13 protein-coding genes are annotated in these 12,098 nt (G+C 71.8%); 5 read left to right on the forward strand and 8 right to left on the reverse strand.

The features are described 5' to 3' along the window. Window positions 1-98: 98 nt before the first annotated feature. Together ACWFR4_RS05980 and pssA are read left to right on the forward strand one after the other, a co-directional pair. Window positions 99-755: a phosphatidylserine decarboxylase gene (locus ACWFR4_RS05980; protein WP_453456368.1), complete on the forward strand. Its 657-nt coding sequence runs from the start codon at window positions 99-101 to the stop codon at window positions 753-755. Beyond that, window positions 742-1,596 carry a CDP-diacylglycerol--serine O-phosphatidyltransferase gene (gene pssA / locus ACWFR4_RS05985; RefSeq protein WP_100591520.1) on the forward strand — a complete coding sequence of 285 codons (855 nt, stop codon included), beginning with the start codon at window positions 742-744 and terminating at the stop codon, window positions 1,594-1,596. The genes ACWFR4_RS05980 and pssA overlap by 14 nt, the downstream gene beginning before the upstream one ends. Before the next feature lie 58 nt (window positions 1,597-1,654). Here the strand turns inward: pssA and ACWFR4_RS05990 are convergent, their stop codons facing one another. Together ACWFR4_RS05990 and ACWFR4_RS05995 are read right to left on the reverse strand one after the other, a co-directional pair. Continuing rightward, window positions 1,655-1,855, reverse strand: coding sequence for a hypothetical protein (locus ACWFR4_RS05990; RefSeq protein WP_453651067.1), 201 nt, complete (start codon window positions 1,853-1,855; stop codon window positions 1,655-1,657). Window positions 1,856-2,233: 378 nt separating this feature from the next. Further along, window positions 2,234-3,385, reverse strand: coding sequence for a glycerate kinase (locus ACWFR4_RS05995; RefSeq protein WP_453456372.1), 1,152 nt, complete (start codon window positions 3,383-3,385; stop codon window positions 2,234-2,236). Between the two features lie 259 nt (window positions 3,386-3,644). Between ACWFR4_RS05995 and ACWFR4_RS06000 the strand changes: the two genes are divergently transcribed. From ACWFR4_RS06000 to ACWFR4_RS06010, 3 genes are all read left to right on the forward strand, one after another. Further along, window positions 3,645-4,706 carry an ADP-ribosylglycohydrolase family protein gene (locus tag ACWFR4_RS06000; RefSeq protein ID WP_453651068.1) on the forward strand — a complete coding sequence of 354 codons (1,062 nt, stop codon included), beginning with the start codon at window positions 3,645-3,647 and terminating at the stop codon, window positions 4,704-4,706. Window positions 4,707-4,750: 44 nt separating this feature from the next. Continuing rightward, entirely contained in the window at window positions 4,751-5,248 is a 498-nt protein-coding gene (locus tag ACWFR4_RS06005; protein ID WP_453456378.1) for an NUDIX domain-containing protein, read from the forward strand. A 69-nt stretch (window positions 5,249-5,317) separates the two neighbouring features. After that, complete coding sequence (locus ACWFR4_RS06010) at window positions 5,318-6,055, forward strand: SIR2 family NAD-dependent protein deacylase (RefSeq protein ID WP_453651070.1); 738 nt, start codon at window positions 5,318-5,320, stop codon at window positions 6,053-6,055. 50 nt (window positions 6,056-6,105) lie between these two features. On the opposite strand, the gene ACWFR4_RS06015 is transcribed toward ACWFR4_RS06010, so the two are convergent. From ACWFR4_RS06015 to ACWFR4_RS06040, 6 genes are all read right to left on the reverse strand, one after another. Then, on the reverse strand, window positions 6,106-7,341 hold the full coding sequence (locus tag ACWFR4_RS06015) for a cytochrome P450 (protein ID WP_453456383.1): 1,236 nt from the start codon (window positions 7,339-7,341) through the stop codon (window positions 6,106-6,108). Between the two features lie 24 nt (window positions 7,342-7,365). After that, window positions 7,366-8,790 carry an NAD(P)/FAD-dependent oxidoreductase gene (locus tag ACWFR4_RS06020; protein WP_453651072.1) on the reverse strand — a complete coding sequence of 475 codons (1,425 nt, stop codon included), beginning with the start codon at window positions 8,788-8,790 and terminating at the stop codon, window positions 7,366-7,368. Then, window positions 8,747-8,971, reverse strand: a complete 225-nt coding sequence (locus tag ACWFR4_RS06025) for a ferredoxin (RefSeq protein WP_453456448.1) — start codon at window positions 8,969-8,971, stop codon at window positions 8,747-8,749. Before ACWFR4_RS06025 ends, ACWFR4_RS06020 begins: the two co-directional genes overlap by 44 nt. A gap of 111 nt (window positions 8,972-9,082) precedes the next feature. Then, window positions 9,083-9,721, reverse strand: coding sequence for a hypothetical protein (locus tag ACWFR4_RS06030; protein ID WP_453456389.1), 639 nt, complete (start codon window positions 9,719-9,721; stop codon window positions 9,083-9,085). A gap of 329 nt (window positions 9,722-10,050) precedes the next feature. Next, window positions 10,051-10,539 (reverse strand): methylated-DNA--[protein]-cysteine S-methyltransferase, encoded by a 489-nt coding sequence (locus tag ACWFR4_RS06035; protein ID WP_453456392.1) that lies wholly within the window; start codon window positions 10,537-10,539, stop codon window positions 10,051-10,053. A gap of 13 nt (window positions 10,540-10,552) precedes the next feature. Beyond that, window positions 10,553-12,019, reverse strand: a complete 1,467-nt coding sequence (locus tag ACWFR4_RS06040) for an AlkA N-terminal domain-containing protein (RefSeq protein ID WP_453651074.1) — start codon at window positions 12,017-12,019, stop codon at window positions 10,553-10,555. Between the last annotated feature and the right edge of the window lie 79 nt (window positions 12,020-12,098).

Consider the following 12,098-nt stretch of genomic DNA (forward strand, 5'->3'; position numbering starts at 1 on the left):
TCCTGGCTTGCCCAGTTGTGGCTCGCAACCGATAGCATCCCGGAAAAGCCGCCGTCCCCCCGTACAGAGCGCGGCATCATCCGCTACGAAGGTCATCCATGCCCCACAGCCAAACCTCTGCACCACGCGACGGCGTCCTCGGTGGACGCATTGCGCGCGGAGCATCGCCGTGGCTCCTGCCGACCGTCGCCACAGCCGCCCTGAGCCTGGCCCGTTCGCGTCGCTCCAAGAAGGCCGCCGCAGTAGCCGTACCCGCCACCGCTCTGGCGGCCGGCATGCTGTGGTTCTTCCGCGACCCCGAGCGTGAGATCGCCCGCGGCCGGGTCATCTCCCCGGCCGACGGCGTGGTGCAGAGCATCATGCCGTGGAAGGACGGGCGGACCCGGGTCGCGATCTTCATGAGCCCGCTGAACGTCCACGTCAACCGCGCGCCCCTCGCGGGCACGGTGACGTCCGTGGAGCACATCCCCGGCGGGTTCGTCCCGGCGTTCAACAAGGAGAGCGAGAACAACGAGCGCGTTGTCTGGCACTTCGACACCGAGCTCGGCGACATCGAGATGGTGCAGATCGCCGGTGCGGTCGCCCGCCGGATCGTCCCGTACGTCCCGCAGGGCACCAAGCTCGAGCAGGGCGAGCGCATCGGTCTGATCCGCTTCGGGTCGCGCGTCGACATCTACCTCCCCGAGGGTGTCGAGGTCGCGCTCGAGGTCGGCCAGAAGACCGTGGCTGGGGTGACTCGCATTGACCGTGACTGATCCAGAGACGCAGGCCGGGTGGGTGCCCGAGGCCGAGGAGGCGGACGAAGCGGAGGAAATGCCGCTTTCACTGCGCCTGTCGATAGCGGACACCCTCACGCTCGGTAACGCCACGTGCGGCTTCATGGCGGTGTACTTCACCACCACCGGCATCCTGATCCCGCACCTCCAGGGCAGCCAGGAGTCGGGCATGGCCCGGCACAGCGCGGCCACGGCCGTGATCCTGATGCTGGCCGCGGCGATCTTCGACCTGTTCGACGGCCTGGTGGCGCGCAAGCTCCGCTCGTCGCCGATGGGCGCCGAGCTGGACAACCTCTCGGACCTCATCAGCTTCGGCCTCGCACCCGCCTACTTCGTCCTCGTGTACGGCATGGTCGCGGACGACGCGCATCAGCGGGTGGCGGCGGTGGGCGCCATCGTGGTGCTTCTGGCCGTCGTGCTCAGGCTCGCGAGATTCTCGTGCGTGACGGTGAAGGACGGCACCTTCCAGGGCATGCCGAGCCCCTTCGGGGCGCTCACGGTCGTGTCGATCGTGCTCCTCGAGCTGCCGTTCGTGGCCACGGTCCTCGCGATCATCGGGACGGCCTGGCTGATGGTGAGCCGCGTCGAGTACCCGAAGCCGCGCGGCCCGCTCGCGGTCGCGATGCTGGGGTGGATCGTGGCGGCGATGGGGCTCCTGGCAGCCTGGGCGTTCGACGCCCCCGGCGGCCAGCTGCTGCTCCAGACCGGCTGCGCGCTGCAGCTGGTCCTGGGCGCCGTGATCCCTCTGTTCGCGACGGCCCGGAGGGTGAACAACTTCCGGGACAACCGCCGCGAGGCACGCGCCGCACAGCTGCCGTAACCCATACGTGTAAGTCCGAAGGGCCCCGAACCGCTTGGTTCGGGGCCCTTCGTCTGTCTCAGGGCGCGGGATGCAGTCCGGGGCCGGGCAGGCCGGGGCGCACCAGGACCTTCACGTGGTCGTCCGGCTGCCGCAGCGTGTCCAGGGCCGCGGACACCCCGCCCAGGCCCACCTGGCCCGTGACGAGCGCGGCCGCGTCGATCCTGCCGTCCGCGATGCGCTCCAGGGTCCTGCCGAACTCCTCCGGCGGATACGCCATGCACATGGTCACGGTGCCGGTGCTGCGTGAGCTGCTGCGCGAGCAGGGCGCGAGCCCGAGGAGGCAATGCGCATCGGCGTCGAGATGATCGTCGCCCCGCACACGTCGCCCAGGCGGGACCTGGAGTGCGCCGAGGAGGGGGCCGGCACCGGGCCGGTCAGGGGCTCCGGCCGGTCTGCTCGTGCACGCGTACCGCAACCCGGGCTATCTGGTGTGGGACGCCCTCCTCGAGAGCCCTGCCGGGCAGGAGAAGCTGGTCCAGATCGCTGTCCCGGCCGCGCGACCTGATGGAGATGACCCTGGCCCTCGCCACGTACCTGCTCTCGCCGGGATGAGGGTCACCCCTCACCCCGGCGCGCGTCAGGCGTCAGGCACCCGTCACACGAGGAAATCGCGGGCGATCCGCTCCGCCACCGTCTCCAGGATCGGGCCCGCCTCGGCGATGCAGCGGGCCACGTCCGGCTCCACGTCCGTGAGGGCGTAAGCGCGGCGGATGCCCGCGCGGCCCAGGGCCTCCGGGGGAAGGGCGAGACGGCCGCAGACCGCCACGACCTCGATGCCCGCAGCGCGGGCCGCCGCGGCGACGCCCGCCGGGGCCTTGCCGTGCAGCGTCTGCTCGTCGAGGGAGCCCTCGCCGGTGATGACGAGGGTGGCGCGGGCGAGCGCGGGCGCGAAGCCGAGGACGTCGAGCATGACCTCGATCCCGGCCCGGAAGCCCGCCCCGAGGCCGACGAGAGCGCCGTAGCCGATGCCGCCGGCGGCTCCGGCGCCGGGCGAGTCGGCGTACTCGAGTGCCTTCGGGCCGATCGCCTTGGCCAGGACCCGCGCGAAGTGGGCCAGCGCCGCGTCCAGGGCGGCGACGTCGTCCGTCGTCGCGCCCTTCTGCGGGCCGTACACCGCGGGCGCGCCCTTCGGGCCGGTCAGCGGGTTATCGACGTCGCTGGCGAGGACGATCTCCACGTCGGCCAGGCGCGGGTCGAGACCCGAGAGGTCGGCCGTGGCCAGGTCGGCGAGGGGCCCGCCGCCCGGGCCGACGGGCTTGCCGTCCGCGTCCAGGAAGCGCGCGCCGAGCGCGGCCAGCATCCCGGCGCCGCCGTCGGTCGTGGCGCTGCCGCCCACGCCGAACACGATGGAGCGGGCGCCCGCGTCGAGCGCCGCGGCGAGCAGTTCGCCGGATCCGTACGTGGTCGAGGTCAGCGGCGCGAAGACGCCCTCGGGCAGCAGCTGGAGCCCGGACGCCTCGGCCATCTCGACGACGGCCGTGCCGTCGCGCAAGGCGTACGCCGCCGTGACCTCGTCACCGAGCGGCCCTGTGACCCGTACCTCGCGGCGTTCGAAACCGGCCGCCACGGCCGCGGCCACCGTGCCGTCCCCGCCGTCCGCGACGGGCACGGACTCGACCGTCACCCCGGGCGCGATCCGCCGCAGGCCGGCCGTGACCCGCTCGGCGACCTGCACGGCCGTGAGCGAGCCCTTGAACTTGTCCGCGGCGATGAGCACGCGCTCCGCCGTCACTCCAGCGTCCGCCACCTTGCATTCCCCTTGCTTTCGCGCCTTGCTCGCGCAAGGCAGTCGCGCCGCTGCGACCTTAACCGGAGGTGGGGGCCGCTGCCCATGGCTGTCCGGTCCGCGAAACGGCACACCCGGGCGATAAGACGCGATATTCCCTCTCATAGCGGTGCGTCCCGAGCACGGAAATGATCGATCAGCCGGGCGCGGTGCGGACGCTCCGGCGTCCGGTACGGGACGCCTCGCCCCGCAGCGCCCCCTCATCGGGTACACCAAGGACATGACCCCAGTGGGCAGCGACCTCCAGGACCAGGTGCTCGGCGGCTGGCTCGGCCGGATCGCCGGCAACATGCTCGGCAAGCCGGTGGAACAGGGCGAGTACTGGACCCGGGCGCGCATCGACGGCTATCTGCGGCGGGCCGCCGCCCTGCCGCTCACCGACTATCTGCCCGAACCCGCCGACGAGTCCGACAGCCTCGCGCTGCGTCCCGAGTGGCGCCGGTGCGTGCGTGGGCGGATCCATGGCAGCTGCCGGGACGACGACGTGGACTACGCGATCCTCGGCCTGCACCTCCTGGAGACGTACGGCTTCGCCTTCTCCACGGAACAGGTGGGTGACCTGTGGCTGCTGCGGCTGCCGTATCTGCAGACGTTCACCGCGGAGCGGGTGGCGTACCGCAATCTCGCGAACGGGCTGAAGCCGCCGCTCACGGCGACGTACGACAACCCGTACCAGGAGTGGATCGGCGCACTGATCCGTGCCGACATCTTCGGCTGGACCTGCCCTGGCGACCCGCGCCGTGCGGCGTCCCTGGCCCGGCGCGACGCGGTCCTGTCCCATACGGGCAACGGCGTGTACGGCGCGATGTGGGCGGCCGCCCTCGTCGCGGCGGCGTTCACGGCCCCGGGCCCGCGCGCCGCGCTCGAGACCGCGCTCGCCGTGATCCCCGCGAGCAGCCGCCTGGCTCGCACGGTGCGCCGCACGGCCACGCTCCACGAGTCGCGGCTGCCCTGGGAGGAGACGCTGGCCACGCTGGAGGAGGAGACGGCCGGGCTCGGCTGGATCCACACGGTCCCGAACGCGGCCGTCATCACGGCCGGGCTCCTGTACGGCGACGGGGACTTCACCCGCACCCTCGCGCTCACGGTGCGCGGCGGCCTGGACACCGACTCGAACGGCGCGACGGCCGGGTCCGTGGCCGGCGTCCTGTGCGGGGCGGCGGCGATCCCGGCACAGTGGAAGGACCCGCTGGAGGACCGGGTACGCAGCGCGGTGTTCGGGTTCGACGGCGCGCGCATCAGCGAACTCGCCGCACGTACGGTCGAGTTGGCGTCACCGTAGATCGACTGACGTGGACCACGGCGCACGGTCGTTAGGCTTCCCTCATGACCACCTCTGCCGAGTTCGCCGCGTACATCGCGGGTCTCCCCCGTGTCCTGTGCGGCGCCGCCGCGATCTTCCGTGACTCCGAGGGGCGCGTGCTGCTCGTCGAGCCGAACTACCGCGACGGGTGGGCGCTGCCCGGCGGCACCGTCGAGTCCGACACCGGTGAGACGCCGCGCCAGGGGGCCCGGCGCGAGACGGCCGAGGAGATCGGCCTCGACGTGGAGCTCGGTCGGCTGCTCGCGGTCGACTGGGTGTCCGGCACGGCCGCGCGACCGCCGCTCGTGGCGTATCTCTACGACGGCGGGGTCCTGGACGAGGACCGCTTCAAGGCGATCAGGCTCCAGGAGGAGGAACTGCTCTCCTGGCGCCTCGTGGACCGGTCCGACCTGCCGGAACATCTGCAGGGCTCGCTCGGCCGGCGCGTCCTGGCGGCTCTCGACGTGCTCACGACGGGCCAGGGCACGGCCGAGCTGGAGGACGGCAACCGCGTGGGCTGACGCGGCCTCGCGGGGCGGGCGCCGATATCGCCTCGCGGTTCCACCGGCGGGGCGCCTACCCTCGGCGGCATGAGCACGCAGCCTCTCGTCGCGATTCTCAGTGGTGCAGGCATCTCCACGGACTCCGGGATCCCGGACTACCGCGGGCCGAACGGGCTGTGGCGGAAGGATCCCGAGGCCGAGAAGCTCGTGACGTACGAGTACTACATGGGCGATCCCGAGATCCGGCGGCGGTCGTGGCAGATGCGGCGCAAGAACCGGACGCTGAAGGCCGAGCCGAATACCGCGCACGTGGCGGTGGCGGAGCTGGAGCGGTCCGGGGTGCCGTTGCGGGTCATCACCCAGAACGTCGACGGGCTGCACCAGCACGCCGGGATGCCCGCCCGCAAGGTGCTCGAACTGCACGGCTCCGCACGGAGTTTCGTGTGTACCGGCTGTCATGCGCGTGGGCCCATGGAGGACGCCCTCGCCCGGGTCGAGGCCGGGGAAGACGATCCGCCGTGTCTGGAGTGCGGCGGGATCCTCAAATCGGCGACCGTGATGTTCGGGGAGCAGCTCGATCCGGTGGTGCTGGGTGAGGCCGTCGCGATCACCAAGGCGTGTCAGGTGTTCGTCGCCGTGGGGAGCAGTCTTCAGGTGCAGCCCGCCGCCGGGCTCGCCGGTGTTGCCGCGGATCATGGGGCGCGGCTCGTCATCGTCAACGCCGAGGCGACGCCGTACGACGAAGTGGCCGACGAAGTCATCCGCGAACCCATCGGCACCGCGCTGCCGAAGCTGCTGCGCCAACTCGGCATGGCACACCCCTAGGGCCGGTCCGGCGGACCTCCGCGACGCCGAGCTGATCCGCCGGACAGGTCCTAAGGGCGGATCCCGTCGCAAGTGATGGCCAGATGCCGCGGCCCGCGCAGCACGGCGTTCTGCCGGTACGGCGGCGGGTCCTCCAGCAGCCGTGGGTTCTCCAGCCTCCGGGCCAGTTCCGACAGGGCGAACTGCGCCTCCAGCCGGGCGAGCGGTGCGCCGAAACAGCTGTGGATGCCGCTGCCCAGGCCGAGGTGCTGGTTGTCCCGGCGGTCCGGGTCGAAGCGGTCCGGGTCCTCGAAGCGCCGGGGGTCGCGGTTGCCGGATGCCAGAACCAGCCACAGCGAGGCGCCCTTGGGAATGGTGACGCCACGGACCTCGATGTCGGCGAGGGTGGTGCGCTGCGGCACGAGTTGCACCGGCGGCTCGAAGCGCAGCAACTCCTCGACGATGGGCACGGCCAGCCGCGGATCCGCACGCAGCCGCTCCAGGACATCGGGATTGCGCAGCAGGGTCAGCATTCCGTTGGTAACGAGATTGACGGTGGTCTCGTGCCCCGCGATCAGCAGCAGCGCCGCTGTGCTGAGCAGTTCCATTGTGGTCATCGCCCCGTCCTCACCCTTGGCGGTCGCCAGCTCGGAGAGCATGTCCTCTCCGGGATTCTTACGGCGCTCCTCGACCAGGCCGGACAGGTACATGCCCAACTGCATACGGGCTTCCTGCGCGACCTTGCCCCGCTCGGCCGCATCCGCGTCCGGGTCGGGGTCCAGGCTGGCGGCGATGGTGTCCGCCCAGGCGTGGAAGCGTGCCTCGTCCTCGCGCGGAATCCCGAGCAGCCGGCAGATCACTGTCACGGGGAAGGGGTAGGAGAACTGGTCCACCAGGTCGATCCGGCCCGGATCGCCGATGCCGTCGATGAGGCCGGAGACGATGCCATGGAGTTCTCCGCGCATCCCGTCGACCCGGTGGGGGGAGTGCGGCGGGCCGAAGGGCCGGTTCGTCATACGTCGCAGCCGGTCGTGTTCCGGAGGGTCGAGCCGTAGGAAGCTCGGCGGCAGGGCACCTTCCCCCTCGGTCGACTCGGCCAACGGATCGTGGGTGGTCGAGGCCAGATTGCGGGCGTCGGAACTGATCCGAGGATCGTGCAGGAGGCTGCGGATCTCGTGGTAGGTGCTGACGACGTACGGCCCGTCCTCTTCGTGGTGGACCGGCGTCTTTCGCAACTCTTCGTAAATCGGGTACGGGTTGGCGCGGTTGGCGTAGTCCAGGACCTGGTGCAGCAGGGATTGCGTCATGGCGAGTCCTCGTGGCCGTGCGGGTCAGTGCGCGGGGGTGAACGTCATCCGGCGGTCGGCCGGCGAGTATCCGCTGAGGGTGACGGTGGGGCCGTGGGTGGGGACCGACGGGTCGGGGAAGTCCGCGTCGACCGGCCGCTGTCCGTCCGAGCGCCGGTCGACCGTGTCGAACGGCGGCGGGAACGACGCGGTGGTCTCGATCAGCTCCTGGTAGAACGGCAGCCACCGGGCATGGTCGAAGGCAACCGCGCCGATGACGCGCCCCTGATACCCGTAGACACCGATGAACCGCTGATCCTGCAGCGAGCCCTGCGAGATGAGGATCTCCGTCCCCAGCGACGGCACCCCGACGGACTTGATGTTGACTCCGAACTGCGCGGACCAGAAGGCCGGCACCTCCATGTGGGGGAGGCGGTCAGTGCTCTCGCTGAGCATGTTGTGCGCCGCGATCCGGGCCTGTGAGACGGCGTTGCCCCAGTGCTCCAGGGACAGGAACTGGTAGCCGAACAGGGGGTGAGGGGAGCGGGCGACGTCGCCCGCCGCATAGATGTCGTCGGTGACGATTCCGCGGATGTCGAAGGCGCGGCAGCCTGCGTCGCAGGCGATGCCGCGGGGGCCGGCCCCGAGTCCGGACCCGGAGAGCCATTCGGTGTTGCGGGTGGCCCCGAGCGAAACAACCACCACGTCGGTCTCCACGGTGGAGCCGTCGGACAGATGCGCGGCCCGCACACGTCCCGAGGCGTCGCCCTCCAGAGCGGTCACCATGACTCCGCAGCGCAGGTCCACGCCGTGCTTGCGATGGAGTTCGGCGGCGGCCGCGCCGACCACCCCGCCGAGTGCGCCGACCAGGGGCGCCGCGCCGCGCTCGGCGACGGTGACTGGGAGGCCGCGTTCGCGGCAGGCGGAGGCGATCTCCGAGCCGGTGAACCCGGCGCCGATGACGAAGACCCGCTTGGGTCCCTCGTCGAGCCGCCGTGCGAGCGCGGCTGCTTCGTCGCGGGTCCGCAGCACGAAGACACCGTCAAGTTCCGCCTCGGCCTCACGAGGCCACGGTCGCGCCCGTACCCCGGTGGCGATCAGCAGCCGGTCGTACGGCACTTCGTCGCCGTCGGCCAGCCGCACCCGCTTGGCGGGCATGTCCAGGCCGGTGGCCGGGACCCCGAGCCGCCAGGTCGCGTCGACGGACCGGCGCCTGGGCAGCGCGGTGCGGTCGGCGGTCGCCTTGCCCAGCAGCACCTGCTTGGACAGCGGGGGCCGGTCGTACGGCTCGTAGGGCTCGTCACCGATGATGGTCAGGGAGCCCGCGAAGCCCTTGTCACGCAGGGTTTCCGCAGCCCGCAGGCCCGCCAGCGAGGCGCCGACGACGACGATGCGGCCTTCGTGCTTGAGCCGTTCCAGGGATCCGTCACCGTTCACCGGACACCGCCTCGGCCGGGGTGTCCACCGCATCGACCAGGATGGCCTGAACGGGGCACGCCGCGGCGGCCTGAGCCAGCTTCTCGCGCTGTGCCTCGTCGGCCTCCGGGGCGTACAGCAGCGCCTCCTCGCCGTGCATGGCGAAGATCTCGGGCGCGAGGAACGCGCACTGCGCATACCCCTGACAGTGGTTCAGGTCGACGGCAATCCTCACCACGGGATCGGTCCTCTCCAACGGCCCGCTCAGCCCCCTGGGACCACCCTCGGTGTCCGGACGGGGTGCGGCGACGAGAAGGCGACCGTTCGAGTGAACGGTGTGGTCGGCTCAGGTCGATGTGGCCGGCTGTGACCGGGCGGGACGCCGGCCCCGCAGGATGTTCAGGCTGATGACCAACGCCCAGGCCGGGAAGACCAGTTCGGACCAGGGCACGTTCGCTCCCGCCACGAGCAGCGCAAGGCCCGCCAGGTAGCCGAGGGTGACGAGCGGGCGCGGGAGGGCGCCGTGTCGGCGGCCGATGGTCGAGGTCGTGATGATGAACACGGCCGCCATCCGCATGGCGTACGTGGTCAGCAGGGCGTAGGCGAAGTGCCGGCCGAAAGGAGGGTGCTGCTGACTCTCGTCGAGCACGGTTCCGGCTGCCGCGGCAGCGCCGAACAGGGTGGCGACGAAGACCAGGCCGCTGCCCAGGAACACCGTGGAGACGAACCGGTCCTCGCCCTCGCCGGCCTGCTCGCGCAGGGCGCCCATGAACCACAGGAAGGCGATCCCGGCGAACGGGAGCAGCGCCAGCGCCGTCTGCACGGCGCTGCGCTGTCCGGCATCGACGGTTACGTCGTTCCCGCCGGCGCCGCCGGGCAGAGCGATGCGCATCAGGACGATCGCCGCGGCCATCAGGATCGCGAACACCAGCCCGGCCACCCCGGCGGCCCAGGGTGTCGCGAGGCGCTCGTGCTTTCGCTCCATGGTCTCTCGCTTTCTGCCTGGTCCTCCTCCGTACAGACACCAGCGATCCAGGGAATCGCGCCACCGGAGTCACTCGGGAGGAGACCACGGTGCGCCAGACAGGCTATGGCTGCTGGTCGGATTCGGCCCTCCGCCGACGACGATCTATCCGCATCTGTCCGTGCCTCTCGTTCCGCCCCGGTGCTCGAGCGGCGTCAGCCGGTGCCACATCCGGCGGTGCCTCGCGGGCCTCGCGGCGGACAACGGGGCGCGGCTCGTCATCGTGAACGCCGAGCCCGACGCCGTACTACGGCCAGGCCGCTGTAAGGGATCCCGGGTAAGGGGTGGCGCTAGAACAGCGCCGCGCCCTGTTCGAAGTCGAGGAGGCGCTGCTTGCGCTCCAGGCCGCCGCCGTAGCCGGTCAGGCCGCCGCTCGCGCCGATGACGCGGTGGCAGGGGACGATGACGCCGACGGGGTTCTTGCCGTTGGCGAGGCCCACCGCGCGGGACGCGTTCGCGTTGCCGAGGGCCTCGGCGAGCTCCCCGTAGGTGCGGGTCTCCCCGTACGGGATGCGCTGGAGCTGCTCCCAGACGCTGCGCTGGAACGGGGTGCCTTCGAGGCGCAGCGGCAGGTCGAACTCTTTCAACTCGCCCTGGAAATAGGCTTCCAGCTGGTCGACGACCGCCCCGAAGGGCCGGCCGTCACGCTCCCCGAAGGTCTCCTCGGCGGGGCGGTGGCGCTGGTCGGTCATGTAGAGGCCACTGAGGGTGCCGTCGGTGGCGACGAGCGTGAGCGGCCCGTAGGGGCTGTCGAGGACGTGGTGCTGTTTACCGGTCATGGTGCCGAGTCCCTTACGCGGGGAGGAAGTTGATCGGGTGGTCGTCGGTGGCCCACAGGTACTGGACGGCGTACGCGCGCCAGGGGCGCCAGGAAGCGGCGCGCGCGGTGAGCGCGGCCGGGGTGTGGGGCAGCCCCAACTCCTGTGCTGCGCGACGCATTCCGAGGTCGGTCGGCAGGAAGGCGTCCGGGTCGCCGAGGGCGCGCATCGCGATGACCTCGACCGTCCACGACCCGAAGCCGGGCAGCGCCATGAGCCGGTCGCGGGCCTCGTCCCAGTCGCTCTCGGGGCCGAGGACGAGGGTGCCCTCCGCGAGTTCGCGCACCAGCGTGGTCAAGGTGGTGCGGCGGCTGCGCGGCAGGGCGAGCGCCTCGGGGTCGAGGGCCGCCAGGGCCGCCGGTGAGGGGAAGAGGTGGGTGAGGCCGCCCTCGGGGTCGTCGACGGGCTCGCCGTGCGCGGTGACGAGGCGGGCGGCGTGGGTGCGGGCTGCGGCCGTGGACACCTGCTGGCCGAGCACGGCGCGGACCGCGAACTCGGGCTCGTCGACGGTGCGCGGCACTCGGCGGCCCGGCGCCTTGTCGACGAGCGGCGCGAGCAGCGGGTCGGCGCGCAGCTGCTCGTCGACGGCGACGGGGTCGGCGTCGAGGTCGAGCATGCGGCGGCAGCGGCTGATCGCGACGGTCAGATCGCGCTGGTCGGTGAGGACGAGGCGGCAGCCGATGTGGTCGGGGGCGGGTGTGAGGGTCACGATGCCGTGCCCGTAGGGGAGGCGCAGCGTGCGCCGGTACGCGCCGTCGCGCCACTCCTCGACGCCCGGTACGGCGGTCGCGGCGAGGTGGCCGAAGAGGTTGTCGGGGTTGAGCGGGGCGCGGAACGGCAGGCGCAGCGCTATCGCGCCGGGTGCCGACGCGCCGTTCCTGGGCGCGCGGGTGCGCAGCTCGCTCGGGGAGAGCGCGAAGACCTCGCGAACCGTGTCGTTGAAGGTGCGGATCGAGGAGAAGCCGGCGGCGAACGCGATGTCGGCCATCGGCAACCCGGTCGTCTCGACGAGGATGCGCGCGGTCTGGGCGCGCTGGGCGCGGGCCAGGGCGAGCGGACCCGCGCCCAGCTCGGCGAGGAGCTGGCGCTCGACCTGGCGGGCGCTGTAGCCGAGGCGTCCGGCGAGGCCGGGGACTCCCTCGCGGTCGACGACGCCGTCGCCGATGAGGCGCATGGCGCGGGCCACCAGGTCGGCGCGCTGGTTCCACTCCGGGGAGCCGGGGCTCGTGTCGGGGCGGCAGCGCTTGCAGGCCCGGAATCCGGCCTGCTGACAGGCCGCGGCGCTGGGCAGGAAGGTCATGTTCTCGGGCTTCGGAGGCACTACCGGGCAGCTGGGCCTGCAGTAGATCCGCGTCGTCAGGACGGCGGTGAAGAACCAGCCGTCGAAGCGGGCGTCCTTGGACTGGACGGCCCGGACGCATCGGTCGGTGTCGGTGTGCATGAAGCAAGCATGGCCGAAGGCCGCCGCCCCCGGCTGGCGAGAATCCGACATCAACGTGTGCGCCGGTCCGGCCCTCGAC

The sequence above is a fragment of the Streptomyces sp. NPDC055140 genome (genome assembly GCF_053607285.1).

What these genes read in the sequence shown, in the direction of transcription:
- ACWFR4_RS05980 (WP_453456368.1), top strand. Translation starts at nt 99, where the DNA reads ATGCCCCACAGCCAAACCTCTGCACCACGCGACGGCGTCCTCGGTGGA.
- ACWFR4_RS05990 (WP_453651067.1), bottom strand. Translation starts at nt 1,855, where the DNA reads ATGGCGTATCCGCCGGAGGAGTTCGGCAGGACCCTGGAGCGCATCGCG.
- ACWFR4_RS06000 (WP_453651068.1), top strand. Translation starts at nt 3,645, where the DNA reads ATGACCCCAGTGGGCAGCGACCTCCAGGACCAGGTGCTCGGCGGCTGG.
- ACWFR4_RS06005 (WP_453456378.1), top strand. Translation starts at nt 4,751, where the DNA reads ATGACCACCTCTGCCGAGTTCGCCGCGTACATCGCGGGTCTCCCCCGT.
- ACWFR4_RS06010 (WP_453651070.1), top strand. Translation starts at nt 5,318, where the DNA reads ATGAGCACGCAGCCTCTCGTCGCGATTCTCAGTGGTGCAGGCATCTCC.
- ACWFR4_RS06015 (WP_453456383.1), bottom strand. Translation starts at nt 7,341, where the DNA reads ATGACGCAATCCCTGCTGCACCAGGTCCTGGACTACGCCAACCGCGCC.
- ACWFR4_RS06020 (WP_453651072.1), bottom strand. Translation starts at nt 8,790, where the DNA reads ATGCGGTGGACACCCCGGCCGAGGCGGTGTCCGGTGAACGGTGACGGA.
- ACWFR4_RS06030 (WP_453456389.1), bottom strand. Translation starts at nt 9,721, where the DNA reads ATGGAGCGAAAGCACGAGCGCCTCGCGACACCCTGGGCCGCCGGGGTG.
- ACWFR4_RS06035 (WP_453456392.1), bottom strand. Translation starts at nt 10,539, where the DNA reads ATGACCGGTAAACAGCACCACGTCCTCGACAGCCCCTACGGGCCGCTC.
- ACWFR4_RS06040 (WP_453651074.1), bottom strand. Translation starts at nt 12,019, where the DNA reads ATGCACACCGACACCGACCGATGCGTCCGGGCCGTCCAGTCCAAGGAC.